This window comes from Azospirillum tabaci, from assembly GCF_014596085.1.
Lineage (GTDB): Bacteria > Pseudomonadota > Alphaproteobacteria > Azospirillales > Azospirillaceae > Azospirillum > Azospirillum tabaci.
Window position 1 is genome coordinate 58,070 of the sequence record NZ_JACCJY010000026.1, and the last position, 24,805, is coordinate 82,874.

Annotated in this window: 20 protein-coding genes; 11 read left to right on the forward strand and 9 right to left on the reverse strand. The window is 71.0% G+C overall.

Translation table 11 applies throughout. The annotated features are described in order from the left end of the window. Positions 1-84: 84 nt before the first annotated feature. Complete coding sequence (locus H0B54_RS21660) at positions 85-3,069, forward strand: PAS domain-containing protein (protein ID WP_188262050.1); 2,985 nt, start codon at positions 85-87, stop codon at positions 3,067-3,069. A 62-nt stretch (positions 3,070-3,131) separates the two neighbouring features. Here H0B54_RS21660 and H0B54_RS21665 read toward each other — a convergent pair whose 3' ends face one another. Then, positions 3,132-4,442 carry a solute carrier family 23 protein gene (locus H0B54_RS21665; protein WP_188262051.1) on the reverse strand — a complete coding sequence of 437 codons (1,311 nt, stop codon included), beginning with the start codon at positions 4,440-4,442 and terminating at the stop codon, positions 3,132-3,134. A 268-nt stretch (positions 4,443-4,710) separates the two neighbouring features. On the opposite strand from H0B54_RS21665, the gene H0B54_RS21670 reads away from it, so the two are divergent. Then, positions 4,711-5,727: a sensor domain-containing diguanylate cyclase gene (locus H0B54_RS21670; RefSeq protein ID WP_188262052.1), complete on the forward strand. Its 1,017-nt coding sequence runs from the start codon at positions 4,711-4,713 to the stop codon at positions 5,725-5,727. A 40-nt stretch (positions 5,728-5,767) separates the two neighbouring features. Here the strand turns inward: H0B54_RS21670 and H0B54_RS21675 are convergent, their stop codons facing one another. Further along, the gene (locus tag H0B54_RS21675) at positions 5,768-6,247 is read right to left on the reverse strand and encodes a hypothetical protein (RefSeq protein WP_188262053.1); all 480 of its coding nucleotides are present in this window, start codon (positions 6,245-6,247) and stop codon (positions 5,768-5,770) included. A gap of 540 nt (positions 6,248-6,787) precedes the next feature. Here H0B54_RS21675 and H0B54_RS21680 point away from each other — a divergent pair. Both H0B54_RS21680 and H0B54_RS21685 read left to right on the forward strand, forming a co-directional pair. Beyond that, complete coding sequence (locus H0B54_RS21680; RefSeq protein WP_211109484.1) at positions 6,788-7,855, forward strand: Ldh family oxidoreductase; 1,068 nt, start codon at positions 6,788-6,790, stop codon at positions 7,853-7,855. Between the two features lie 37 nt (positions 7,856-7,892). Then, entirely contained in the window at positions 7,893-9,233 is a 1,341-nt protein-coding gene (locus H0B54_RS21685; protein ID WP_188262054.1) for an amidase, read from the forward strand. A 26-nt stretch (positions 9,234-9,259) separates the two neighbouring features. Here H0B54_RS21685 and H0B54_RS21690 read toward each other — a convergent pair whose 3' ends face one another. The 7 genes from H0B54_RS21690 to H0B54_RS21720 form a co-directional block, all read right to left on the reverse strand. Then, entirely contained in the window at positions 9,260-10,843 is a 1,584-nt protein-coding gene (locus H0B54_RS21690) for a gamma-glutamyltransferase family protein (RefSeq protein ID WP_188262078.1), read from the reverse strand. 32 nt (positions 10,844-10,875) lie between these two features. Beyond that, entirely contained in the window at positions 10,876-11,133 is a 258-nt protein-coding gene (locus tag H0B54_RS21695) for a hypothetical protein (RefSeq protein ID WP_188262055.1), read from the reverse strand. A gap of 136 nt (positions 11,134-11,269) precedes the next feature. Further along, positions 11,270-12,394: a DUF1513 domain-containing protein gene (locus tag H0B54_RS21700; protein ID WP_188262056.1), complete on the reverse strand. Its 1,125-nt coding sequence runs from the start codon at positions 12,392-12,394 to the stop codon at positions 11,270-11,272. A 3-nt stretch (positions 12,395-12,397) separates the two neighbouring features. Then, positions 12,398-13,510 carry an imelysin family protein gene (locus H0B54_RS21705; RefSeq protein ID WP_246472675.1) on the reverse strand — a complete coding sequence of 371 codons (1,113 nt, stop codon included), beginning with the start codon at positions 13,508-13,510 and terminating at the stop codon, positions 12,398-12,400. A 34-nt stretch (positions 13,511-13,544) separates the two neighbouring features. Further along, positions 13,545-14,816: a di-heme oxidoredictase family protein gene (locus H0B54_RS21710; RefSeq protein ID WP_188262057.1), complete on the reverse strand. Its 1,272-nt coding sequence runs from the start codon at positions 14,814-14,816 to the stop codon at positions 13,545-13,547. Between the two features lie 180 nt (positions 14,817-14,996). Next, complete coding sequence (locus H0B54_RS21715; RefSeq protein ID WP_188262058.1) at positions 14,997-16,277, reverse strand: imelysin family protein; 1,281 nt, start codon at positions 16,275-16,277, stop codon at positions 14,997-14,999. Positions 16,278-16,451: 174 nt separating this feature from the next. Continuing rightward, on the reverse strand, positions 16,452-17,606 hold the full coding sequence (locus tag H0B54_RS21720; RefSeq protein ID WP_188262059.1) for a cytochrome-c peroxidase: 1,155 nt from the start codon (positions 17,604-17,606) through the stop codon (positions 16,452-16,454). A gap of 719 nt (positions 17,607-18,325) precedes the next feature. Here H0B54_RS21720 and H0B54_RS21725 point away from each other — a divergent pair. The 7 genes from H0B54_RS21725 to H0B54_RS21755 are packed head-to-tail and all read left to right on the forward strand — an operon-like array spanning position 18,326 to position 24,792. Beyond that, on the forward strand, positions 18,326-18,538 hold the full coding sequence (locus H0B54_RS21725; protein WP_188262060.1) for a Flp family type IVb pilin: 213 nt from the start codon (positions 18,326-18,328) through the stop codon (positions 18,536-18,538). Between the two features lie 35 nt (positions 18,539-18,573). Next, positions 18,574-19,146: a prepilin peptidase gene (locus H0B54_RS21730; protein WP_188262061.1), complete on the forward strand. Its 573-nt coding sequence runs from the start codon at positions 18,574-18,576 to the stop codon at positions 19,144-19,146. Further along, on the forward strand, positions 19,137-20,015 hold the full coding sequence (gene cpaB / locus H0B54_RS21735) for a Flp pilus assembly protein CpaB (RefSeq protein ID WP_211109485.1): 879 nt from the start codon (positions 19,137-19,139) through the stop codon (positions 20,013-20,015). Before H0B54_RS21730 ends, cpaB begins: the two co-directional genes overlap by 10 nt. Before the next feature lie 31 nt (positions 20,016-20,046). After that, positions 20,047-21,489 (forward strand): type II and III secretion system protein family protein, encoded by a 1,443-nt coding sequence (locus H0B54_RS21740; protein WP_188262062.1) that lies wholly within the window; start codon positions 20,047-20,049, stop codon positions 21,487-21,489. A 23-nt stretch (positions 21,490-21,512) separates the two neighbouring features. Beyond that, the gene (locus H0B54_RS21745; RefSeq protein ID WP_246472676.1) at positions 21,513-22,193 is read left to right on the forward strand and encodes a CpaD family pilus assembly protein; all 681 of its coding nucleotides are present in this window, start codon (positions 21,513-21,515) and stop codon (positions 22,191-22,193) included. Further along, positions 22,190-23,401, forward strand: coding sequence for a CpaE/TadZ family protein (locus H0B54_RS21750; RefSeq protein ID WP_188262064.1), 1,212 nt, complete (start codon positions 22,190-22,192; stop codon positions 23,399-23,401). The genes H0B54_RS21745 and H0B54_RS21750 overlap by 4 nt, the downstream gene beginning before the upstream one ends. Further along, positions 23,398-24,792: a TadA family conjugal transfer-associated ATPase gene (locus H0B54_RS21755; RefSeq protein WP_188262065.1), complete on the forward strand. Its 1,395-nt coding sequence runs from the start codon at positions 23,398-23,400 to the stop codon at positions 24,790-24,792. The genes H0B54_RS21750 and H0B54_RS21755 overlap by 4 nt, the downstream gene beginning before the upstream one ends. Positions 24,793-24,805 lie beyond the last annotated feature (13 nt).

Genomic DNA, 24,805 nt, shown 5'->3' on the forward strand with positions numbered 1-24,805 from the left:
CGAAAGCTCGATGAAAGCCACGACCGACGATAGCAACCCCGGAACCCAGACCCTCGCACCGCGCGGAATCCGCGGAGCCGGCGCATGACGGATCTGCCGGTGATTGGCGGCCCGGTCATCGGGGGCGACCTGGATTTCCTGTCGGGCGGGGGCGAGATGGGGGAGCGGATGCGCTCCCACGACTGGGCGTCCACCGCGCTCGGCCCGCCGGAGGGCTGGCCGCAGAGCCTTCGCACCATCGTCAGCGTCGTCCTCTCCTCCCGGCAGGCGATGTTCGTGGCCTGGGGGCCGGAGCTGGCCTTCCTCTACAACGACGGCTACGTGCCGATTTTCGGAGCCAAGCACCCGGAAGCGCTCGGCCGTCCCTTCGCCGAGGTGTGGTGGGACATCTGGCCCCAGATCAGGCCGCTGGTCGACCGCACGCTGGCCGGCGAGGCGTCCTGGTACGAGGATCTGCTGATCCCGATGGAGCGCCGGGGCTTTCGCGAGGACGCCTGGTTCACCTTCTCCTACACCCCGGTGCGGGGCGAGGACGGGCGCATTCCGGGCATGTTCTGTGCCGTCGTCGAGACGACCGGCCAAGTGCTCGCCGCCCGGCGCACCGCCTTCCATCTCGAGCTGGAAGCCCGGCTGCGCCAGCTCTCCGATCCCTTCGCGGTGGCCTCCGCCGCGGCGGAGGCTCTGGGCCGTCATCTGGGGGCCAGCCGCGTCGGATACGGCGTGATGGACGAGACCGCGCGCTTCTTCACGACGGAGCGGAACTGGACCGATGGCAGCGTCGATCATCAGGCCGGCACCCATGATCTGCTGGCCTTCGGGCCTGAGCTTCTGGACACGCTGCGCAGCGGCGGAACGCTCACCGTTCACGACGCCGCGGCGGACCTGCGCTTCGCCGCGCCGGACCAGCAGGCCGCCTTCGCGGCGCTGAACCTCGCCTCCACCGTTACCACCAGCCTTGTGAAGAACGGACGGATGGTCGCGGCGCTCTATGTCCACGACCGGAAGGCCCGGCGCTGGCACCCGGACGAGGTCCAACTGGTGGAAGAGGTGGCGGAGCGCACATGGTCCGCCCTGGAGCGCGCGCAGGCGGAGGAATCGCTGCGCCGCGCCAACGCCCGGCTGGCCGCGGAAGGGGAGCAGATGCGCACCCTGTTCCGGCAGGCGCCCAACTTCATGTGCGTGCTGCGCGGCCCGGACCACGTGTTCGAGCTGGCCAACGACTCCTACCGCCGGCTGGTCGGCGACCGCGCCCTGATCGGCAAGCCGGTGCACGAGGCCATGCCGGAGGTCGCCGGGCAGGGGTTCTTCGAGCTGCTGGGCCGTGTGTACGACAGCGGGAAGCCCTTCGTCGGGCACGCCCTGCCGGTGAAGGTCGTCCGCCAACCCGGCGCGCCGGTGGAGGAGCGCTTCATCACCTTCATCTACCAGCCGATCAAGGACGCCGACGGGCGGGTGACCGGGATCTTCTGCGAAGGCAGCGACGTCACCGAAGCCAAGCGGGCCGAGGACGCGTTGCGCGACCTGAACGCCACGCTGGAGCAGCGCGTCGCCGAACGCACCGCCGACCGCGACCGCATGTGGCGCCTGTCCACCGACGTCATGCTGGTCGCGCGCTTCGACGGCACCATCAACGCGGTGAACCCGGCCTGGACCAGCCTGCTGGGCTGGACGGAGGAGGAGCTGGCGGCGCGCAGCTTCCTCGACTTCGTGCATCCGGACGATCTGGAGCGCACGCGGGCCGAGGCGGCGCGGCTGGGCGCCGGGCACACCACGCCGCGTTTCGAGAACCGCTACCGCCACAAGGATGGTCATTATCTCTGGCTGTCCTGGGTCGCCGTGCCGGACGACCGCTTCATCCACGCCGTGGGCCGTGACATCACCGCCCAGAAGGAGGCCGACGCCGCCCTGCGGCAGACCGAGGAGCAGCTTCGCCAAGCGCAGAAGATGGAGGCGGTCGGCCAATTGACCGGCGGCGTTGCGCACGACTTCAACAACCTGCTCCAGGCGCTGGAAGGCTGCCTGTCGATGATCGGGCGCCGCACGGAGGAGCCGCAGGTCCACGCTCTGCTCGACGCCGGGCAGCAGGCGGTGGGGCGCGGGGCCAAGCTGGTACAGCAGCTCATGGCCTTCGCCCGGCGCGACAGCCTGCGCCCTGAATCCATCGGCGTGCGCGACCGGGTGCTCGCCATGTCGGCCCTGCTGGAACGGGCGCTGCGCGCCGACATCGCGCTGGACCTCCGCCTCGGCGACGACCTTTGGCCCGTCGAAGTGGATCCGACCCAGTTCGAGCTGGCGGTCATCAACCTCGCCGTCAACGCGCGCGACGCCATGCCGTCCGGCGGGCGGCTGACGGTGGAGGCGGTCAACACGGTGTTTCCCCCTGGCGATCCGCGGGGCGTGGAGGGCGAGTTCCTGCGGCTGTCCGTGTCGGACACCGGCTGCGGCATGCCCGCCGCGGTGGCCGCCCGCGCCTTCGAGCCGTTCTTCACGACCAAGGAACTCGGCAAGGGAACGGGGCTGGGGCTGGCCCAGGTCTACGGACTCGCCCGGCAGACCGGCGGAACCGCCTGGATCGAGAGCGCGCCGGGCCAGGGCACCAGAGTGCATCTTCTGCTCCGCCGCTCCGGCGTGGCCCCGGCGGTGGAGCCCACTCCTCCCGCCGCCATCGTGCCGCCGTCGGGTGGCGCGCGGCGCCATGGCTGCGTTCTCGTGGTCGAGGACGACCCCATCGTCGCCATGACCGTCAGCACGGCGCTGGAGGACGCCGGGTTCGCCGTGCTGTCCGCCGCCAACGCCGAGGAGGCGCTGCCCCACCTGTCGGACGACGGGGTCGACGTGCTGCTGAGCGACGTGGTGATGCCCGGCGGGATGAGCGGCATCGACCTCGCCCGCGAAGCCCGCGAGCGGCGGCCCGGCCTGCCGGTCATCCTGGCGACCGGCTACAGCGAAGACATCGCCCGCGCCACCGGCATCCCGGTGCTGGCGAAACCCTACCGGATCAACGATCTGGTCGGGCGAATCGACGCGATCCTGATGGGCGACGTCGAGGCGTATAAGATCGGGGAATAAAAAGGGCGGAGCCCTCCAGGGAATTCCGGGGGACTCCGCCTTGGCCGATCGCGATCCGGTCCTCAGATATGGTCGGAGGACAGGATGGCCTCGGCGTCGCCGCCGGTGCCGCGGCCCGGCAGGACCGCGTTCAGGACGACGCCCATCACCGCCGACAGCGCCATCGAGGAGACGACGAAGCCGCCGTCGCCGAACTTCAGCGACGCCCCGCCGATGCCGATCACCAGAATGGTCGAGGAGATCAGCAGGTTGCGCTTGTCGCCCAGATCCACCTTGCCCTCGATCAGCGTGCGGATGCCCGAGGAGGCGATGACGCCGAACAGGGCGATGGATACGCCGCCCATCACCGCCGTGGGGATGCTGGACAGGAAGGCCGACAGCTTGCCCACGAAGCCCAGGATGATGGCGAGCGTGGCCGCCCCGCCGATCACCCACACGCTGAACACGCGGGTCACCGCCAGCACGCCGATGTTCTCGCCGTAGGTCGTCGCCGGGGGGCCGCCCAGCGCGCCCGCCACCATGGTCGCCACGCCGTCGCCGAACACCGAGCGGTGCAGGCCCGGATCCGCGATGAAGTTGCGGCCGACGACGCGGCTCAGCACGATCTGCCCGCCGATGTGCTCGGCGATGGTGACCAGCGCCACCGGCGCCACCAGCAGGATCATCGCCCAGGCCGACACGCCTTCCTTCATGCCGGAGAACAGCAGGTGGAAGTCGGGCATCCGCAGGAAGGGCGCGGCGGCGACCGGCGCGAAATCCACCATGCCGAAGACCACGCCCAGCGCATAGCCGGTCAGGATGCCCAGCAGGATCGGCACCACCGTGAAGAATCCGCGCAGCACAATGGAGTAGAGGAAGATGCTGCCCAGCGTCGCCAGCGCCAGCAGGAAGTGCGGCAGGCTGTACTCGCCGCCGCCCGCGGTGTTCTGGGCCATGCCGACGGCGACCGAGGCGAGGCCGAGGCCGATCACCACGATCACCGGCCCGACGACGATGGGCGGCAGGATGGCCAGCAGCCAACGCACGCCGAAGGCGCGGATCAGCAGGGCGACCGCCACATAGACCGCCCCCGCCGCACAGGCCCCGACCAGCGCGCCGCCGGTGCCGCCGATCTGGGTGGCGGCGACGATCGGGCCGATGAAGGCGAAGGAGGAGCCTAGATAGGCGGGCAGCCGCCATTTGGTGAAGGCCAGATAGATCAGGGTGCCCAGACCGCTGGTGACGAGCGCCACCGACGGGTCGAGACCGGTGAGGATCGGCACCAGCACGTTGGCGCCGAACATGGCGAACAGGTGCTGGAGGCTGAGCAGGAGGAAGGTGGCCGGGGGCGGACGGTCGTGGACGTCCAGCACCCGGTCGCGCGGGGCTGTCATGAACTGCGGTTCCCGTATCGGTGGTTGCGCGGCAAGGGTTACTCCGCGTCGGCCTGCCCGGTCAAACGCCACCATGCGGAATTTTTCGGCACATGGCTCCTGCCGGGGTCCGGGGGCACCGTCATGGACGTGAAATCATTCCCCCATTGCCTAGCCATAGGCCATTCGTTAGTATGATGTTTAATAATAAATTCCCGTAATTGGATATGAAACTGCGTTCCCGCATGCAATGCGGGATTGAGCGCCTGCCATTAGAGTGACTGACCACATGGCCGACGAACTGTTCGCTCAGCTTACCGATACCCTTTCGTCGGCGAAGACCGTGGAAGAGCTGACCCGGCCCCTGCTGTCGCTTCTGGAACTGGTGACGGAGCTGGAGGCCACCTATCTCACCCGGATCGAGTTGGAGCACGGCATCCAGCGCATTCTCTTCTCCTGCAACACCAAGACCCTGAACATTCCCGAAGGGCTGGCCGTTCCGTGGGAAGGCACGCTGTGCAAGCGGGCGCTCGACGAGGGGAAGCTCTACACCGACGACGTGCCCAACTGCTGGGGTGATTCCGAGGCGGCGGCGGCGCTGGGCATCCGCACCTATGTCAGCACGCCCGTCCATCTCGACGACGGCAGCCTGTTCGGCACGCTCTGCGCCGCCAGTTCGGAACGCAAGCCCCTGACGCCAAAGGGCGAGCAGGTTTTGCGCCTGTTCGCCTCGCTGATCGCCCTTCACATCCAGCGCGAACAGCTCCTGACCCAGTTCCGGGACCTGAACGCGGCCCTGGAGTCCTATTCCTACACCGACGCGCTGACCGGCCTGCCGAACCGGCGCGCCGTGGTCGCGGAACTGCACCGGCTGTTCGCCATGGCCGAACGGGCCGGCCAGAGCGTGCTGATCGGCTTCATCGACCTGGACGGCTTCAAGGCGATCAACGACACCCACGGGCACGAGGCCGGCGACGAATTCCTGACCGAGGTGGGGCGGCGCATCGGCGCGGGGCTGCGGGCGGGGGACACGCTGGGCCGGCTGGGCGGCGACGAGTTCATCATCGTCGGCATGGGCGCCACGCCCGGCGCCGAGGGGGACGAGGCCGCCGACGCTCTGCGCGAGCGGGTGGCGCCGCTGATCCGCGGCGGGTACCGCTTGAAGGGGTGCGCCTTCGATTATCCGGGGGCGAGCGTCGGCGTGGTCAGCGCCGACCCTGGCGCCACGACGCCCGACGACGCGCTGCGCGCCGCCGACGCCGCCATGTATGTGCAGAAGAAGATCCGGCGGGCCGCCCGAGCCTGAGGCCCAAACCTGACGGCCTCCGCGACGATCGTTCCAAGCCTTACGGACCGGCGGCCGCGCTCCAGGGATCGGGAGCGGTCACCTCGTAGGGCTGGGCGACGCCACCCATCGACAGTGCATGGACGGAATTGCTGGAGAAGCCGCAGGCCTGTTCCGGATTCACGGCGGCGTTGGGACGGAAGGCATAGGGTCGCGGGGCGTCGGGCGACACGGAGGTGGCCTTGGTGCGCACGACCAGCCCGTGGCCCGACGGAACGCTCTGCTCCACCCAGACCCACAGAACCTCCGGGTTGTCGCGGAAGCGGGCCAGCAGGGTGGACAGCGCCTCCGTGCAGGCGGCGTGGTCGAGCTGGTGGGCGCCGCGGTCGATGATGGCCGAAGCTGGTCCGGACGATGAGGCGTCCGCCGGATTCCAGGCGACCGCCATGAGGCCGGACAGAGCGATGCCAGCGATGGAGGTTCCCCAGAGGACTCCGGAGTCGAAACCGGACTCACCGTGACGGCTGGAATGATCGCGCATCGTGGCCCCTCTACAAAACACTCAACCGCTGCAACCGGCGCCTGCTTGTCCCCATCTGTTTGACAGGAAACCAGGCCCGTGACCTTGATCCAGAACAAGCACCTTACGGCCTCGTCCGGTTCGTTGTTTATTGTGCACCGCAACATCAACCCGTCAACACCCACCGGAAGCATGGCAGGGCTGATTCCACGTGTTTGGCGATGAACGCGGCAATTTGCCGCTCCTCCGTGCCGGAGCACCGTGAAGTCCGGCGGATACGCCGCCGGCCAGCAGGCTCTCAGACAACGCCCCCGGCGGCGTCATGGTTCCCCGCCGCCGTCCGATTCGCCAACAAAGTCAGTTGGTTATAATTACGGACATTCAGGAACACAAACGGAGCCCAGCCTTCAATCCCATGCCCGGCGGGTCGATTGCGGAAAGGCGCGCGCCATTCCCTTTCGCCCGCGCGACTGCCGCGCGCTATGGTGCGCCCGGCGACCAGCGGACCGGCAAGAGTCCGGGGCGCCCGCAAGAAGAACACGAGAACCGGAAGGGACGAGCATGAGTGACGAGACCCCCAGCCGCCGCGCCGCCGCGGCCTTCGCCCAGACCGCGGAAACCGGAACGCCGGTCCCCTTCGCCGATCTGGTGGCGCTGCTGGAGCGCATCTTCCTGCGCCACGGCACGTCGGAGCGGGTGGCGGCGATCCTCGCGGAGAACTGCGCGTCCTGCGAGCGCGACGGCTCCACCAGCCACGGTGTGTTCCGCATTCCCGGCTATGTCGGCTCGCTGAAGAGCGGCTGGGTGGACGGGCGGGCCGAACCGACGGTGGAGGAGGCCGGCCCCGCCTTCCTGCGTGTCGATGCCGCCAATGGATTCACCCAGCCCGCCTTCCTGGCCGCCCGCGACCGCTTCCTGGAGATGGTGCGTGACAACGGCGTCGCCGTGATGGCGATCCGCAACTCCCACCATTTCAGCGCCCTGTGGCCGGACGTCGAGCCCTTCGCACGCGAAGGGCTGGTGGCGCTGTCCTTCGTCAACAGCTTCGCCTGCGTCGTGCCGCCGGGCGGCAAGGCCGCGGTCTACGGCACCAACCCGATGGCCTTCGCCACCCCGGTGGCCGGCGGGGACCCGATGGTCTTCGACCAGGCGGCCAGTTCCATGGCCAACGGCGACGTGCGCATCGCCGCGCGCGAGGGGCACGCCATCCCCGCCGGCTCCGGCGTGGACCGCGACGGCAAGCCGACCACCGACCCCAAGGCCGTTCTCGACGGCGGCGCCCTGCTGCCCTTCGGCGGCCACAAGGGCGGCTCCATCGCCTTCATGATCGAGGTTCTGGCGGCGGCGCTGACCGGCGGCAAATACTCGCGCGAGGTCGACTGGTCGGCCCATCCCGGCGCCGAGACGCCCTGCACCGGCCAGCTCTTCATCGTCATCGACCCGGAGCGCGGCGGAACCGGCGCCTTCGCCGACCGCGTCGCCGGCCTCATCGGGAACGTCAAGGAAGCGGGGCAGGACCGCATGCCGGGCGAGCGCCGCTACGCCCGCCGCGCCCGCACCCTGCGCGACGGCGTCCCGCTGGCGCCGGCCCGGCTGGCCGAGCTGCGCGCCCTGGCCGGCGACGCCTGACGCCCCTTCCCTCCTCCAGACCCGGTCGGTTCCCGCCATGACGACGCCCACCATCGCCACCCTGTCCCGCCGGCTCGACGACGGCGCCACCACCAGCCGCCAGCTCGTCGATTCCGCCCTCGCCGCCATCGCGGCCGGGGGCGAGGAGGCGCGCAAGACCTACACCGCCCTGCACGCCGATCCGGCGCGTGCGGCGGCGGACGCCCAGGACCTGCTGCGCCGGGCCGGGCAGCGCCCCTCCCCGCTGGCTGGCCTTCCGATCTCGGTCAAGGACCTTTTCGACGAGGCCGGGCACGTTACGCGGGCCGGGTCGCGGGCGCTGGAGGGCGCCGCCCCGGCCAGCCGCGACGCCGACGCGGTGGCGCGGCTGCGCGCCGCCGGGGCGGTGGTGGTGGGACGCACCAACATGACGGAGTTCGCCTTTTCCGGCGTCGGCATCAACCCGCATTATGGCACCCCCGGCAACCCCGCCGATCCCGCGCGCATCCCCGGCGGTTCGTCGTCGGGCGCCGGGGTGTCGGTGGCGGCGGGCCATGTCCCGCTGGCGCTCGGCACCGACACCGGCGGCTCGGTCCGCATCCCGGCGGCGCTCTGCGGCATCGTCGGCTTCAAGCCGACGCAGCGCCGGGTGTCGCTGCGCGGCGCCCTGCCGCTGTCCTGGTCGCTGGATTCCATCGGGCCGCTCGCCCGGACGGTGGAATGCTGCGCCATCGCCGACGCCGTCCTGGCCGGCGAGACGGAGTCGGTGCCGCCCCAGGTCGGGCTGGCCGGGCTGCGCTTCGCCGTGCCGCAGACGGTGGTCCTCGACGGGATGGAGGACGCTGTGGCAAGCGCCTTCGACGCCGCCTGCCGCCGCCTGTCGGAGGCCGGAGCCCGCATCGTCGACATCCCCATGGCGGAGCTGGCGGAGATCGGCCCGGCCAACGCCAAGGGCGGCCTGCCCGCGGCGGAGGCTGCCCACTGGCACCGCGACCTGCTGGCGGAGAAGGGCGACCTTTACGACCCGCGCGTCCGCGTCCGCATCGAGCGCGGCCGGACCATGAGCGCCGTCGATTACATCGAGGTGGCCCAGCACCGCGCCGACCTGATCACCCGCACCGACCGGACCACGGCGGACTACGACGCGCTGCTGATGCCGACCGTGCCGCTGCTGGCCCCGCGCATCGACGCCTTCGCCGAGGACGAGGCGTTCACGCGGCTGAACCTGCTGCTGCTGCGCAACTGCGCCCTGTTCAACTTCCTGGACCGCTGCGCCATCAGCCTGCCGATGCAGCGAGCGGGCGAGCTGCCCAGCGGCCTGATGCTGGTCGGTGCGGCGGGGGCCGACCGCCGCCTGCTGTCCATCGCCGCCGCGGTGGAACCGGTGGTGGGCGCCTGACGAGGGGGGCGGCACAACCGCCCCCCTCAGAAACCCAGGGCGCAGCCGTCCTTGCGGTGGTCCGAGCCGGCGATCAGCAGGCCGGCCGCGTGGTCGATCCAGATCGCCTGACCGCCGCCCATCGGCTCGTCCCGGCGGACCACCGCGTGGCCGCGGCGCGCCAGCTCCGCCGCGGTGTCCTCCGCCACGGTGGGCTCGATCTCCAGAACCCCGTTGAAGGCGAAGCTGCGCGGCTGGTCGATGGCGGTCTGGACGTCCTGCCCGCGGTCGAGCAGCGCCGACACGAAGGCGCCATGCCCCGCCGCCTGATAATGGCCGCCCATCACGCCAAAGGGGCAGACCGCGCGCCCATCCTTGCGGATCAGGCCGGGGATAATGGTGTGCAGCGGGCGGCGGCGCGGCGCCAGGGCGTTGGGGTGCCCCTCGGTCAGGCGGAAGGAGGTGCCGCGGCTGTGCAGGAGGACGCCGGTCGCCGGGTCGAGCTGCACGCTGCCGAAGCTGTGGAAGATCGAGTTGATGAAGGAGATGGCGTTGCCGTCGCGGTCGACCACGCTGAGGCAGACCGTGTCCTTGTGCTCCGCCTCCATCCACAGCGTGGGGGGCTGGGCGCGGGCCGGGTCGATGCGGCGGCGCAGCGCCGCCGTCGCTTCCGCTGAGAGCAGCGCCGCGGCGGCCTCCGGTCCGCCTTCCCCCACCAGGACGTCGCGGTGGTGGTAGGCGAGCTTGGTCGCCTCGGCGTGCAGATGGTGGCGGTCGGCGTCGCCGACCGACTGCGACAGGTCGAAGCCGCCCAGCGCGTTCAGGATCATCAGCGCGGCGAGGCCCTGGCCGTTCGGCGGGCACTCGAGAATCTCGTAGCCGCGGTAATCCGTGGCGAGCGGCGTCACGTACTCCGCCCCAACCTGCGCCGCCGCGAAGTCGTCCAGCGTGTGCAGCCCGCCGCGGGCGCGCAGGAAGCCGACCAGCGACTCCGCCGTGGCCCCGCTGTAGAAGGCCGCCGCCCCGTGCGCCGCGATGTCCCGCAGCCGTTGGCCGAGCAGCGGCTGGGCGTGGCGCTCCCCGGCGCGCGGCGCGCGGCCGTCGGGCAGGAAGACGGCGCGGCAGCCCTCGTCCGCCGCCAGCAGGGGGACCGCCGCTGCCCAGTCCTGCGCCACCCGCGGGGAAATGCCGTAGCCCTCCTCGGCGTAGCGGATGGCGCGGAGGAAGACCCGGTCGAGCGGCAGCCGCCCGTGGTCGGCGTGCAACCGCGTCCAGGCAGCGACGGCGCCCGGCACGGTGACCGCGTGGGCGCCGTGGCGCGGGATCTCGCCGGTGACGCCCAGCCCGGCCAGACGCTCGACGCTCGCGGCGGCGGGCGCCCGCCCGCTGCCGTTCAGGGCGACCACCGGCCCGTTCGCCGGGGCGTAGAGGGCGAAGGCATCGCCGCCGATGCCGGTCATGTGCGGCTCGACCACGCATTGCACCGCGACGGCGGCGATGGCCGCGTCCACGGCGTTGCCGCCCGCCGCAAGGATGTCGAGCGCCGCCGCGCTCGCCAGCGGGTGCGAGGTGGCCACCGCGGCCTCCGTCGCCACCAGCGCCGACCGTCCGGGCAGGCAGAAGTCACGCATCACGATGGCAGCCTCCGGACCGGGGGAAAGGATCAATGCGGACTGCGGCGCAGGGGAATGACGCGGCGGTTCCGGGTCTCCGGCTCCTTCGCGGCGTGGATCTGCACCTTCTTGAGCTGGATGACGTAACGCTCGGCGCCGTTGACCATCACGGCGATGACGGTCGGCCCGTTCGCCCAGTCGCTGGGCACGAGGTGAAGTTCCTTGATGCGCGCGGTTCCGGCGGTCAGCTCAGCAAGGTCCAGAACCTCGTCCCCGGCGCGAAACCCCAGATATTCATCGACGATCATGGCGTCCGGCGGCAGTGTCTTGGCGGCAGTGTTGCCAAGCCTACCAGCACCGCGGGCGGCGGGCCACCGCCCAAGCCGCCGCCCGGCGCTTTTTCATAGAGGGGCTTACGGACGGCGCGTCAGGTGGCGATGCGCGTCATATGGCAAAACGAGTCATATGATTGTCCCAACGGAAGTCGGCCAGCCGCAGGCCGTCGCCCGGCAGGTCCGGCACCGCACCGACCGTGCGGAGATTGCCGAGCCCGCTGCTCGCCAGGAAACCGTCGCCGTCCGGGGCGATGCCGCAGCCGTCGGGCAGCGCCGCCGCCCCCAGCCACGCGCCGGTGGCGTCGTCCCACAGCCCAATGATGCCGCCCTTGGGCGAACTGGCCGCGACCTTGCCCTTGTCGGCGGCGACGCTGCCGATGTAGCCCTCGAAGCGGGACAGCTCCTCGTCCGGCGTCTCGAACAGGCGCACCGCGCCGCCGCCCGGACGGTGCGTGCCGGTCAGCGGCTGGAGCATGCCGACCGGCCGCTCATCCTGCGTGCCGAAGGCGATGCCGCCGTCGGCCAGGGCGGCGATGTGGCGGATGCCGAGGTTCGCGTGCTCCTCCGGCAGGCGGACCTGATCGAGCAGCTTTCCGCTCGCCACCTCGACATAGGTGATCGAGGAGTCCATCTCGTCCAGGTTCAGCTTGGCCCGACCGGTGTCCGGGTGGGTGATGACGCCGCCGTTGGCGACCGCCAGGACCGTGCCGTCCGCGATCATCAGAAGCTCGTGCGGCCCCAGCCCGTGGGTCGGCATCGCGCCGACGCGGCGGTAACCGTCCATGGCGTCATAGACGCCGATCGCCCCGGTTTCGCGCGGCACGTCGTCCTCCGCCACGTAGAGCAGCCGCCCGTCGGTGGAAAAGGCGCCATGGCCGGTGAAGCGGCGGTCGTCCGGCGCGCGGATCGCCGGCCCCGGACGCCCGTCAACCAACGACAGCGGCATGAACCAGCGCCCCGGACGGCGGGCGAAGGCGACCGCCTCGGCCCGCGTCGGGTGCGGGACGATGCCGTGGGCGCGGCCCGGCGTCGGGGTGGTGAAGCGCACGCCGCCCGTTCCGTCCAGCGCCGCCACGCCATACTCCGGCGATGCCGCCGCGGTGGCGTAGGCGTTGAGGAACAGCGTGCCCCCGGCGGTCTCCGCCCGCGCCGGTCCCAGGAGGGCGCCGAGCAGACCGCCACCGAGCAGGCCGCCACCAATCAGGAACAGGGTGCCCCGGCGGGTCGCGTCCATCGCTCAGTCTCCATCCAGTTCGTTGAAGCCGATGCTGATGTCCAGAAGCGGCGCCACCGTGCCGGTCAGCAGGTTGCGCAGGTCCTTGGCCCGTTGCAGGGTGGCCTCCACGGTCTTGCGCTTGGCCGGGTCGGCGACGGCGACGTTGATCGGTGCGGGGATCGCCTCGGCGGCGCGGACCGCGGCGGTGAAGCCGTCCTCCAACGCGCGGCGGGCCTGCGCCCCGGCGTCGCCGGCGGGCAGCAGCGCGGTCAGGCCCGGTCCCCCGCCCTCGCCCAGCATCAGGGCGCGCAGCGCCTCCAGGTTGATGCGGACGTTGTGGGACGACTGGCCGCTGCGCAGCGCCTCGGCCACCGCCGGCTTGGCCTCCGCGGCGGTGGGGCCGAGCGGCGCCAGCAGCTTCTGGTCGGCCACCACCTGCAGCGCGGTGAGCGACCCGGTGAACAGCACGTTGATCGCCGACCCGGCGTCGGGGCCGAGCGCGGTCTGCTCCCCGGCGGTCAGCGGCGCCTCCAGGGCCTTCCAGCCGTCGCGCGCCTCACGAGTGATGGCGAGGACGTTCTGCGCCACCGCGGCGGCCAGCGCGCCGCGGAAGCGCCCCGCCTCATCGCCTTGGAATCCAGCGGCGGTGACGCCCTCGTCGAACAGCAGCCGCTCCAGCACGGTCAGCCCCTGCACCGCGGCGCTCTGGCGGGCGAGCCCGCCCGGCTCCAGCAGCTTCGGATCGCGGTTCTTCAGCATGGCGAGGATCTGGCGCTGCACCACCCCGGCCCGCTCCGGCCAGAAGGCGATGCGGTCGGCGCGCAGCTCCATCGCCAGCGGTCCGGCGCGCAGGTGCTGGACGCCGGCCCAGGCCTCGTAGACGGCGCGGTGGGCGGCGCGGCAGCTCTCCAGCCCGTCCGCGGTCGGCGCCGCGGCGAACTCCGCCAGCCGCTCCGCGTAGATGCCGGCGGCACCGGCCAGCGCGTCGAAGCGCGGCAGGGCATGGGTTCGGACCAGACCGCCCAGCACGGCGGCGTCTCCCGCCGGCTCCCGCGCCGCCAGGGCGAACTTGCCCGGCAGGAGGATCGACAGGGCGGCGGCCGACATCAGGCCGATCATGCGACGGCGTTGCATCCTCATCACCTATGCCATTCAAACCGTGTGGACTTTAGAGCCCCAGAACGAAACGCACCAACTTTTCCCGGTCGCCGCGCGGCAGGGCCATGAAGGCGCCGCGCGCCATGTCCGCCTCGCCGCCGTGCCACAGGATGGCCTCGGTGACGCTGCGCGCCCGCCCGTCGTGGAGCAGGGCCAGCGTGCCGTCGGATTCCGCCAGCCGCTTCATCCCCCACAGCGGCGTCGTGCGCCAGTCGCGGCCCCTCGCCTCGCCCATCGCCACGCCGTCGGCCAGATCCTCGCCCAGATCGTGCAAAAGCAGGTCGCTGTAGGGGAAGATCGTCCGGCGGGACAGCGTGGGATGCGCCGCGTCCTCCGCCGTGGTGAAGGAGGGGCGGTGGCAGGACGCGCAGCCGGTGGCGGCGAACAGCGCGCTTCCCGCCGTGTCGCGCGGCGCCTCCAGCCCACCATCCGGCGGCAGGGTGCGCAGATAGCCGTCGATCAGCCCGATCACCGTGGAGGGGATTTCCAGCCCCTCGTACTGCGGGGAGTCGCCGTGCGGGGCGTTCCGGCACTCGGTCTGCGCCGGTGTGCAGTCGCCCCAGGGCTCGGGGTAGGCCGGGGTGGACATGCCGATGTCGAGGCTGAAGGCCTCCGAATTCTGGCGGTGCAGCGTCGGGTGGACGGCCTTCCAGCCGAAGCGGCCGAGCTGCCGCGTGCCCTCCGGCGCCACCCAGTTGGGGCGTCCGGCGATGCCGTCACCGTCGCGGTCCTCCGGATCGGCGCCGGCCAGGATGTCGGCCTCGGGGATGCGCTCCAGCAGGCCCATGCCGCGCACGGACGGGGCGATGCGGGCGGAAATGGCCGTCGCCTCGGCCAGCGGCCCGTAATTGAGGTCGGTGACGGTCACCAGCGGGCGGCGCAGCGTCGCCGTGTCGCCGTCGGGGAAGCGCACCGTCTCCTCGCGGTAGGTCAGGACGGGCTTGCCCTCGGTGGCGAAGCCGAGCACCGCGTTGGTCTGGATCTGCCGCCCATAGACGGGGTCGCCGCTGAGCTTCAGCGCGTAGCCGACGCCGCGGCCATCGGGTGAATCGGGATCGGGCGTATCGGGATCGGGCGGGCGCCCCTGGCGGGCCGCCGGGTGGCACGCGGCGCAGGAGCGGGCGTCGTAGAGCGGCCCCAGCCCATCGTTGGCATGCGTCACCGTCGGGGCACTGACCCACATCCGCCGGAACAGCTTCTCACCGATCCGGGTGTCGAGGTCGCCCGCCACCGCCGGCAGGGCCGGCAGAAGGGCGAGCAGGAAGGCGAAACGGGCTTTCATCGGTCGGGCGGGCATCGGTCGGGCGGAGTGCCCCATCTCATGAAGACGAAAAGGCCGGGCTGCGGCCCCTCCCCCGCGCGGGCGGTCGGCGGGGAGCGGACAACGCCGCCCCACGCGGGAAGGAAGGGCCGCGGCCCGTGGTCCGCCAGCTTGCTTGCCGCCGGCTAATTCGCCGACGTCTTACTTGCCGACGGCGGACGGGTTGTCGAGGCTGTCCGAACCGGCCAGCTCGACCGAAACGCCCAGGGCGGCGACGACGCTTTCCAGGGCCTTCTTCTGGTCGACCAGACGGTCCACCGCGGTCGAAATGATCGCGTTGCCCTCGGCGTTGTCCGTGCCGATCATCTGGTCGTAGGCCATCTTGCCGCTGTCGGCGGTGTCCTTCATGACCTTCATCGCGGCGGTGGTGGCGGTCATCGCCTCCTTCACCTTGGCGTCGGCCTCCGGCGCGGTGGCGGCGACATACTGCGACAGCGACGGGCCGGTCACGACCTTGCCGTCCACGCGGGTGTAGCGCCCGTTGTAGACGTTGACCATGCCGACCTGGTCGTAATAGTGCGAGTTGTGGGTGTTGTCGGAGAAGCAGTCATGCTCCTCCTCCGGATCGTGCAGCATGAGGCCGAGCTTCATGCGCTCGCCGGCCAGCTCGCCGTAGCTGAGGCTGCCGAGGCCGGTCAGGATGCGGGCGACGCCCTCCGACTCCTTGGCCTTGGCGACGGAGGCGCGGGCCTTGCCCTTGGCGCCCCAGGCCTTGGCCATCTCCTCAAGATCCTCGACCAGCATCTGGGTGGCGACGGTCAGGAACTGGGCGCGGCGGTCGCAGTTGCCGTTGGTGCAGTCCTTGCCCTTGGCGAAGTCGGTCGCCTTGCGGTCACCGGCGCCCGGACCCGTGCCGTTCAGGTCCTGGCCCCACAGCAGGAACTCGACGGCGTGGTAGCCGGTCGCCACGTTGGCCTCGACCTTGCCGGCCTCGTGCAGTTTGTCGGCCAGCAGTTCCTTGGTGATCTTGCGGGCGTCGATGGTCTTGTCGCCGGCCTTGATCTTCGGGTTGGCGATCACGTTGGCCTTGGCGAACGGGTTGCTGTCGCCGCCGGCATAGCCGTCGTCCACATAGTCGATCAGGCCCTCGTCGAGCGGCCAGGCGTTGACCTTGCCTTCCCACGCGTCGACGATCGGGTTGCCGAAGCGGAAGGCCTCGGTCTGCATGTAGGGGACGCGGGCGTTCAGCCACGCCGTGCGGGCGGCGGCCAGCGTCGCCTCCGACGGGTTGGCCACCAGCGCGTCGACGGCCTTCTTCAGCGCCTTGGCGGTGCTGGCGGAATCCTCGTAACTGGCCTGGGCGATGTCCGCGTAGGTCTTCACCACGTCCTTGTAGGCGGGCTTGGCCGTCTGGGCGTCGGCGGCGAGCGGCGCCAGCGCGATGAGAGCCGCGGCGGCAAAGCCGGAGGCGTGCTTGAACATGAAGGTCTCCTCAAGCGTCGATGGGCGTGGGCGTCAATGCCATGAAAGTGCGAAGCATTCTCAACATGCGCCGCTAATCACTCTCATTGTCAAGATGCAATCGCGATGCAGGGCGCATGCTGCCGATTTTGCGGCGGACGTCGGGGCCATGGCGGCGGCCCCGCCCGCCCGCGCTCACTTCACCAGCGGTTCGTAGCGGGCGTCGGTCAGCGTCTTCATGAAGGCGACCAGAGCCTTGATTCGGCGGTCGTCGAGCGCCGGGCCCTCCTCCAGTTCCTTGATGGAGACGGTGGCGGCGACTTCCGGATTGCCCCAGGGCTTGCCGGTCTCCGGGTTGATCTGGTCCGCCGGCTTGGTGCTGTTGTACTTGTTGTAGAAGCGGACGACGGTCTCCAGGTCCTTGAAGACGCCGTTGTGCATGTAGGGGCCGGTCACCGCGACGTTGCGCAGGGTCGGCGTCTTGAATTTCCCCTCATGGGCCGTCTGACCCTTCAGCGCCGGATTCTCCGCCAGCCCGCGGTCGATGTGCGTCGCCGCCACCCCGTTGGCCGCCCGCAGCTCCGCGTTCACCGGAACGCCGATGTTGTGGTACTCGTAGTTGGTGAAGACCTCGTTCGTCGCCGCCGGCATGGCGTTCAGCTTGTGGCAGACGTTGCAGTTGGTGAACTGCTGCGAGAAGAACAGGGTCATCCCCAGTTCCTCCTCGCCGGTCATCTTGTACTCGCCGCGCAGATAGCGGTCGTACTTGGAATCGAAGGGCGAGAAGACGTCGGTCTTCTCGAAGGCGGCGATGCTGTCGGTCATCGCGTCGTAGGCCCGCTCGGCGTCGTCCAGCACCCCCGCGCCATAGAGGGCGACGAAGCTCCGCGCGTAGTCGGCGTTCTCCTTCAACCGCCCCTGCACCTCCGCCTTGGAGGCCATGGCCATCTCGGCGGGGTTCAGCGGCGGCCCGCCGGCCTGCTCCTGGAGGGTGGCGGCCCGGCCATCGTGGAACTGTCCGCCGAAGGGAACCCCGCTGGCCTTGAAGCCGAAGCGCGGGGCGAGGTGAGCGTAGGCGGCGGTCGGCGCGTTGCGGTCGCCCAGCGACTTGCCGTCCGCCCCCAGCGACGCCGCGCCGCGCGGGTCGGCGAAGCCGAATTCCGGGTTGTGGCAGGTCGCGCAGGACTGGCTGCGCGTGGAGGACAGATTGTTGTCGAAGAACAGCGCTTTGCCCAGCTCGGCCTTCGCCTTCTGAATCTCCGCCGGATCGGCCGCCAGGCCGGAGCCACCGGCGATCAACAGAACGGACAGCGCCGCGGCCGGCGCGACATATTTGCCGAACAATGACATCCTGACTCTCGCTCCTTGACGGCGGTGGCCCACGGCCGCGATCCATGGCGGGGCCTGCCGGCAGTATCCATGCCCTTCGGCTTGGATGATAGTTATTCTCATTATCACGAAGGTGCGACCTATTGCCACTGGTCGTAGAACCGGCGGGATTAACTCCTCGTCCCGTTCGTCCAGTCCTGTTCCCAGACGGACGATCCGGTGCGTGCGCTTCGACTTGACGGAAAAGGGTACCCCGACCCGGCTACCGACTCTGCTTCGCCAACCGGTGAACCAGCCACCATTCCGGGACGAGATGGCACCACCGTCGGGAGTCCAAATGCTCCGCGCGCCGCGAAGGGAGCGGCGATCCCGGCGTCGGCACAATCCCGGCATAGCCCGATAATCTCTTCAATTTCTAATCATTTCCCATCAAAGCAATCCGATTGTCATTCGCCTCCCCACATGGCGCTCTTCTCGCCGTTTCTTTGGAACGACTTTTCTGCACATGGCGGCGCCGGCGCATTGCCTGATGACGGCGCGAAAAGTTGCACCGCGGATTGCGAAGACAACGGCACTGGCCCGCCGGACTACCTCTATCGATAGGTTTCCTAAAATGCAGGGCTTCGACATCCTGAAATCACAGACGCCGTGCATTCCCTAAAAATCAGTAATCGAGCCCCTCCGCTTCACAGTGATGAAGCGAAAACCCTTCGTGTCTTAATTATCAACGGAGACAATCAATGACCATGCTCGCCAACATCCGCGCCATCATTTCCCCGATCCACGCCGCCACCAAGGACCGCAAGGGCATTACGGCCCTCGAATACGGTCTGGCGGCGGCGCTCGTCGCGCTTGTCATCATCGGCGGCGCCCGCACCTTCGGCACCAACGTCAGCACCCTGTTCACCGGCATCGGTTCCACGGTCACCGGCACCTCGACGAAAATTCCGTAAACGCCGTTCCTCCCCTCCCACGCAAAGCTCCCGCCATGGAAACGATCGCGGTCCTCGACCCCCTCTCCCTGGCACTGCCCATGGCGGGGCTTGCGCTGGGCTGGGCGGCGGCGGACGACCTGTGCCGGCGCATCATCCCGGACACGGTGTCCATCCTCCTCGCCACCCTCGGCCTCGCGCTTCCGCTGGTGCAGGGCGCCCCCTTTCCCTGGGCCAGCCTTGCCGCCGCCGCCACGCTGTTCCTGGTCCTAGGCACCCTGCACGGGTGGGGCTGGCTGGGCGGCGGGGACGTGAAGCTGGCCTCGGCCATCCTGCTGCTGGTCGGGGTGGAGCGGGCCGCCCCCTTCGCGACCGCCACCGCGCTGGCCGGCGGGGTGCTCTCCCTTCTCTATCTCACCGGTTGGCTGGCGCTGCGCAACACCCGCCCGGCGCGCCGGCTGCTGCGCCGCTTCGGTGGCCGGTCCACGCCGGCCCGCATCCTGGCCCATCTCCTGGCGGCCGAGGCGCACCGCATCGCAACCCGCCAATCCGTGCCCTACGGCGTCGCCCTGGCCGCTGGCGGGCTGCTCACCCTCTCCAACCCCACCGGAGGAGCGGCATGGTTCTGAGAGTGCTTTTCCTGTCCCTGCTGCTCGTCGGGCTGTCGCTGGTGGGCTACGTGTCCTTCTCGATGCTGCCGGCCCCGACCGCCGCGGTCGCGGTCCCGGCGCCCCAGGCGCCCATGGATTCCGTGCTGGTCGCCGCCCGCCCGATCTCAACCGGCATGCTGCTGCGCGCCGAGGATCTGCGCTGGGAAGCCTGGCCGCCGGGCCGTCTGCTGGACGGCTACATGGTGCGGGGCCGCGTGGCGGAAAGCGCCTACAGCGGCGCCGTCACCCGCCGGTCCTTCGCGGCTGGCGAGCCGATCATGGCCGGCCACATCGTCGCGCCGGGGGAGCGCGGCTTCCTTGCCGCCGTCCTGTCGCCGGGCAGCCGCGCCGTGTCGGTGGCGGTGGACGCGGTCAGCGCGACCGGCGGGCTGATCTGGCCCGGCGACCGCGTGGACCTGATCCTGACCCAGAATTTCGAAGCCCAGGCGGGGCGCGACCTGCGCAGCCGGGCGGTCGGCGAGACCGTGCTCCAGAACCTGCGCGTCATCGCCATCGACCAGCAGCTCGGCGAAGCGGGCATGGCGAAGAGCGGGCCGGACGGACGCATCCCCCGCACCGTGACGCTGGAGGTCACCGCCCGCCAGAGCGAGACGGTCACCGTCGCCGCGGCCATGGGCAAGCTGTCGCTGGCGCTGCGCAGCCTGCTCGCCGACGAGACCGCCCTCGCCGCCGGGGAGACGGTGCCCGCCTCCGCCCCGACCTGGGCTGAGGACGTGTCGCCTGCCCTGCGCCAGCTTCCCGCGCCCCACAGCGCGGAGGCGCCCGCCACCCGCCGCCCGGCGCTGCTCATCATCCGCGGCTCCAAGACGGAAACGCTCGAACGCTGAACCGGTGCGCCGACCCTGGGGGGATGAACTCATGACGATGGCAACCATCAACACCACAAGCCGGGTCGCAGCCTTCATCGGGGCGGCCCTCCTGGCCGGACTGTTCGCGATGCTGGCCGCGTTGCCCGCCCAGGCGCAGCAGCGCCCCCGCGAGATCACGCTGGAGGTCGGCGGCGGACAGCCGGTCAACCTGCCGGCCCCGGCGGCCAGCGTCTTCACCTCCGCCCCGGAGATCGCCGACGTGCAGGCGTCCGGTCCGCAGGCCTTCTTCATCGTCGCCAAGACGCCGGGACGGGCCAGCGTCTACGCCCTGTCGGCGGACAACAAGCCGCTCGCCTCCTTCAGCGTCGTCGTCACCATGCCCATCGGCGACCTGCGGTCCAAGCTGGTCGCCCAGGTGCCCAACGCCGCCATCGATGTACAGAGCACCGGCAACGGCATCACGCTGACCGGCACCGTCTCCTCCCCCGCCACGGCGCGGCAGATGGTCGAGCTGGCCGAGCGCTACGTCGGGCAGGGGCAGACCGTCACCAACCGCCTGACCGTCGCCGCCCCCGCCCAGGTCAATCTGCGGGTCCGCGTCGCCGAGGTGTCGCGCCAGGTGACCAAGGAGCTGGGCGTCAATTTCGAGAGCATGTTCAACATCGGCTCCTTCGCCTTCGGGATCGCCACCGGGCGCCCCATCCTGGACGCCGCCGGCAACCTGATCCGCGCCATTCCCCCAACCAACTCGATCGGTGGCAGCTACCGCTCCAGCAACGGGCGGGTGGACATCAACACGGTGGTGGACGCGCTGGCCGAGGACGGGCTGATCACCGTGCTGGCTGAGCCGAACCTGACTGCCCTGTCCGGCGAGACGGCCAGCTTCCTGGCCGGCGGCGAGTTCCCCATCCCGGTCGCCCAGTACGACCGCACCACCACCATCCAGTTCAAGAAGTACGGCGTCAGCCTGGACTTCACCCCGACCGTGCTGGGCGGCGGCCAGATCAGCATGCGCGTCCGCCCGGAGGTCAGCGAGCTGACCAACAACGGCGCCGTCGTGGTCGACTCCATCCGCATCCCCGGCCTGTCGGTGCGCCGCGCCGAGACGACCATCGAGTTGGCCAGCGGGCAGAGCTTCGCCATCGCCGGCCTGCTCCAGAACAACACCTCGGCGACGCTGGACGCTGTGCCGGGGCTGGGCGACGTGCCGGTGCTGGGGGCGCTGTTCCACTCCAGCAAGTTCCGCCGCAACGAGACGGAGCTGGTCATCGTCGTGACCCCCTATCTCGTCCGCCCGGTGTCCGCCGCCAACGCCCTGTCCGCCCCGACCGACGGCTTCGTCGCGGCGACCGACGTGGAGCGCATCTTCCTGAACCGTGCCCAGAGCCTGCAGCCCCCGGCCGGCGGCAGCAGCGCGGCCGGCACCGCCCCGCTCGCTATCGGGCCGGGCGCCGCCCGCCTCCACGGCGACGCCGGCTTCAGCCTCCAATGACCCCTTTCGCGGAGCACCGCGCCATGCCCAAAGCCATGCTGCCCAAAGCCATGCGAACGCCGATGCTGCTTCTGCCACTCCTTACGGGTCTGCTGGGCGGCTGCGCCGTGCCACAGACGCCCCCGCCGATGCCCACCGCCCAGACGCCCGCCGTGAAGGCGCTCAGCAACGCCGTCCCCTTCGCCATCGACCCGCGCAGCGGCGCCATCGCGGCGGAGGAGCGCGCCCGGGTGGCCCGCACGGTGGCCGGGCTCGGCCGCGACACCACTCCCCACGTGACGGTCACCGGTCCCCTGCTGGCCGCACCGGCGCGGACCGCCGTCGCCTCCCTGCTGGGCGAGGCCGGTGTGCCGCCGGAGAACGTCACCTTCGCCCCCGACCAGACCGGCGCCCCGGCGCTCCAGGTGACCAGCTACGTCGCGCTGGCCCCGGACTGCGCGGCGTGGAGCGACATCTACAGCGGCTGGTACCAGAACAGCCCGACCGCGGCGCTGGGCTGCAGCAACCAGCGCAACCTCGCTTTGATGCTGGCCGATCCGCGCGACCTCGTGCAGGGCCGCGAGACCGTGCCCGCCGACGGCCAGCGCATGGCCGGCGCCGTCCAGCGCTACCGCGCCGACCAGGTGAAGCCCTTCGTGAAGAGCAACAGCACCAGCGCCTTCCTGCTGTCCCCCGCCCTGAACGGAAGCCAGGAGGAGCAATGAGCCTGCTCGCCACCCTTCTCGGCGACGCGCCGTCGCCGGCCGACGCCGCCCGCGGCACCGGCCCCCGCCTGCTCGCCTACGTCGCCGACGCGGCCAGCGCCGCCCTGCTGACCCGCACCGCCCCGTCCCTGCTGCCCTGCGAGGTGCGGACCGGCGACATCCGCAGCGCCGCCCGCGACCTGGAGCGCCAGCGCTCGCCCGATCTGCTGCTGGTCGATCTGTCCGGCGTCGCCGACCCGCTGGCCGCCATGGAGGCTCTGGCCGGGGTCTGCGACCCGTCGGTGCGGGTCATCGCGGTCGGCGACAGCAACGACATCGGCCTCTACCGCGACCTGCGGCGGATCGGGGTCACGGACTATCTGTTCAAGCCGCTGTCCCGCGACCTGCTGGAAAGCGCGCTGCGCGCAGCCGGCGCCGGCACCGCGGCGGACGAGGCGCCGGGCCGGCTGGGCAAGCTAGTGGCGGTGATCGGCGCGCGCGGCGGCGTGGGCACCACCACGGTGGCGGTGCATCTCGGCTGCTGGCTGGCCGACGGTGCGCGCGGGCGCACGGCGCTGGTCGACCTCGACCTGCAGAACGGCACGGTGGCGCTGGCCCTCAACCTGCGGCCCGAACCGGCGCTGCGCGAGGCGGTCGAGGCCCCCGACCGGGTGGACGACGTGTTCATGGAGCGCGCCATGATCGCCGCCTCCGACCGGCTGTCCGTGCTGGCGGCGGAGGAGCCGGTGGAGGACGTGATCGACATCGCGCCGACCGCCGCCCTGTCGGTGCTGAACCGGCTGCAGGCCCGCCACAACTACGTCGTCGTGGACGCGGGCCGCGCCCAGGGCGGGGCCGCCCGCGCCGCGCTGGAGGCGGCGTCCATCGCGGTCCTGGTCGGCGACGCCAGCGTCGCGGGCCTGCGCGATCTGGTGCGGCTGCGCGCCGCCATCGCGCGCCGGTCCGGCGGCGGGCGGCTCGTCACCGTCCTGAACCGGCGCGGCGCCCCCGGCGAGCTTCCCGCGGCGGATCTGATGCGGACGCTGGGCGAGCCGCCGGAGCACGCCCTGCCTTACCGTCCGGTGCCGCTGGCCGTCGCCGCGGGCGTCGGCGAGCCGGCCTTCCGCCATTGCCGCCGCTTCCGCGAGGCCATGGAGCGGCTGGGCGCCGACGTCGCCGGACAGCCCGCCGCCCAGGACGGCCTGTTCCGCCGCTGGGTGCGGCGATGAGCACCCTGTTCGGCCGCAAGGCCGCGCCCTCCTCCCTGTCGATCGCCAGCCCGCCCCCCGAGGAGCCGAAGGCCGCCCCTGCTCCGGCCCCGGTGGCGCCCCCCTCTCCGCCGCCGCCGGCCACGCTGCGCCCGGTCAACCGCTCGCTGAACGACATCCGGTCGCAGGTGCTGGCCCGCATCGACCCGGCGACCATCGCCGACATGCCGGCTGAAACGCTGCGCCCGCTGGTCGAGCGGCTGATCGACGACATCGCCACCACCAGCCGCAGCCAGTTGAACGGGCGCGAGCAGGCGACGCTGGCAACGGAACTGGTCCACGACATGATCGGGCTGGGGCCGCTGGAGCCGCTGCTGGCCGACGACGCGATCACCGACATCATGGTCAACGGCCCGTCCCGCACCTTCGCCGAGCAGCGCGGCAAGCTGGTGGAGATGCCGGTGCGCTTCCGCGACGCCGGCCATCTGCTGAACATCGCGCAGCGCATCGCCTCGGCGGTCGGGCGGCGGGTCGACGAATCCAGCCCCATGGTCGACGCCCGGCTGGCCGACGGCAGCCGCGTCAACATCGTGGTGCCGCCGCTGGCGCTCGACGGCGCCTGCATCTCCATCCGCAAATTCGCCCGCCGCACCATCGGCTTCCGAGAGCTGGTGGAGTTCCGCAGCCTGTCGGAGCCGATGGCCCGCGCGCTGGAGATCATCGGGCGCTGCCGGCTGAACGTCATCATCTCCGGGGGCACCGGCTCGGGCAAGACGACGCTGCTCAACGCCATGTCCCGCCCCATCGAGCCGACCGAGCGCGTCATCACCATCGAGGACGCGGCCGAACTCCAGCTCCAGCAACCCCACGTCGTCCGGCTGGAGACGCGCCCACCCAACCTGGAGGGCCAGGGGCAGGTGACGCAGCGCGACCTCGTCCGCAACGCGCTGCGCATGCGGCCCGACCGCATCATCATCGGCGAGGTGCGCGGGGCGGAGGCCTTCGACATGCTCCAGGCGATGAACACCGGCCATGACGGGTCGATGTCCACCATCCACGCCAACAACCCGCGCGACGCGCTGAGCCGCGTCGAGAACATGGTGCTGATGGCCGGCATGAACCTGCCCAGCCGGGCCATCCGCCAGCAGATCGCCGGGGCGGTCAACGTCATCGTCCAGGTCCAACGCATGCGCGACGGCGTGCGCCGCATCACCCACGTCACCGAGCTGGTCGGCATGGAGGGCGACGTGATCCTGACCCAGGACCTCTTCACCTTCGAGTTCCGCGGGGAGAACCGCGACGGGATCCTCGAAGGACGCTACGCCGCCACCGGCCTGCGCCCGCGCTTCGCCGAGCGGCTGGCCTATTTCGGGCAGGAGGCGGCCTGGAACGCCGCCACCACCGGCCTGTAAAGGGGGGGACCCG

Bases quoted from the DNA above. Each gene is read 5' to 3' on its own strand.
- H0B54_RS21740 (WP_188262062.1), top strand. From the start codon at position 20,047: ATGACGATGGCAACCATCAACACCACAAGCCGGGTCGCAGCCTTCATC.
- H0B54_RS21720 (WP_188262059.1), bottom strand. From the start codon at position 17,606: ATGTCATTGTTCGGCAAATATGTCGCGCCGGCCGCGGCGCTGTCCGTT.
- H0B54_RS21690 (WP_188262078.1), bottom strand. From the start codon at position 10,843: ATGCGTGACTTCTGCCTGCCCGGACGGTCGGCGCTGGTGGCGACGGAG.
- H0B54_RS21670 (WP_188262052.1), top strand. From the start codon at position 4,711: ATGGCCGACGAACTGTTCGCTCAGCTTACCGATACCCTTTCGTCGGCG.
- H0B54_RS21715 (WP_188262058.1), bottom strand. From the start codon at position 16,277: ATGTTCAAGCACGCCTCCGGCTTTGCCGCCGCGGCTCTCATCGCGCTG.
- H0B54_RS21680 (WP_211109484.1), top strand. From the start codon at position 6,788: ATGAGTGACGAGACCCCCAGCCGCCGCGCCGCCGCGGCCTTCGCCCAG.
- H0B54_RS21745 (WP_246472676.1), top strand. From the start codon at position 21,513: ATGCCCAAAGCCATGCTGCCCAAAGCCATGCGAACGCCGATGCTGCTT.
- H0B54_RS21725 (WP_188262060.1), top strand. From the start codon at position 18,326: ATGACCATGCTCGCCAACATCCGCGCCATCATTTCCCCGATCCACGCC.
- H0B54_RS21685 (WP_188262054.1), top strand. From the start codon at position 7,893: ATGACGACGCCCACCATCGCCACCCTGTCCCGCCGGCTCGACGACGGC.
- H0B54_RS21675 (WP_188262053.1), bottom strand. From the start codon at position 6,247: ATGCGCGATCATTCCAGCCGTCACGGTGAGTCCGGTTTCGACTCCGGA.
- H0B54_RS21700 (WP_188262056.1), bottom strand. From the start codon at position 12,394: ATGGACGCGACCCGCCGGGGCACCCTGTTCCTGATTGGTGGCGGCCTG.
- H0B54_RS21695 (WP_188262055.1), bottom strand. From the start codon at position 11,133: ATGATCGTCGATGAATATCTGGGGTTTCGCGCCGGGGACGAGGTTCTG.
- H0B54_RS21705 (WP_246472675.1), bottom strand. From the start codon at position 13,510: ATGCAACGCCGTCGCATGATCGGCCTGATGTCGGCCGCCGCCCTGTCG.
- H0B54_RS21665 (WP_188262051.1), bottom strand. From the start codon at position 4,442: ATGACAGCCCCGCGCGACCGGGTGCTGGACGTCCACGACCGTCCGCCC.
- H0B54_RS21710 (WP_188262057.1), bottom strand. From the start codon at position 14,816: ATGAAAGCCCGTTTCGCCTTCCTGCTCGCCCTTCTGCCGGCCCTGCCG.
- H0B54_RS21660 (WP_188262050.1), top strand. From the start codon at position 85: ATGACGGATCTGCCGGTGATTGGCGGCCCGGTCATCGGGGGCGACCTG.
- cpaB (WP_211109485.1), top strand. From the start codon at position 19,137: ATGGTTCTGAGAGTGCTTTTCCTGTCCCTGCTGCTCGTCGGGCTGTCG.
- H0B54_RS21730 (WP_188262061.1), top strand. From the start codon at position 18,574: ATGGAAACGATCGCGGTCCTCGACCCCCTCTCCCTGGCACTGCCCATG.
- H0B54_RS21755 (WP_188262065.1), top strand. From the start codon at position 23,398: ATGAGCACCCTGTTCGGCCGCAAGGCCGCGCCCTCCTCCCTGTCGATC.
- H0B54_RS21750 (WP_188262064.1), top strand. From the start codon at position 22,190: ATGAGCCTGCTCGCCACCCTTCTCGGCGACGCGCCGTCGCCGGCCGAC.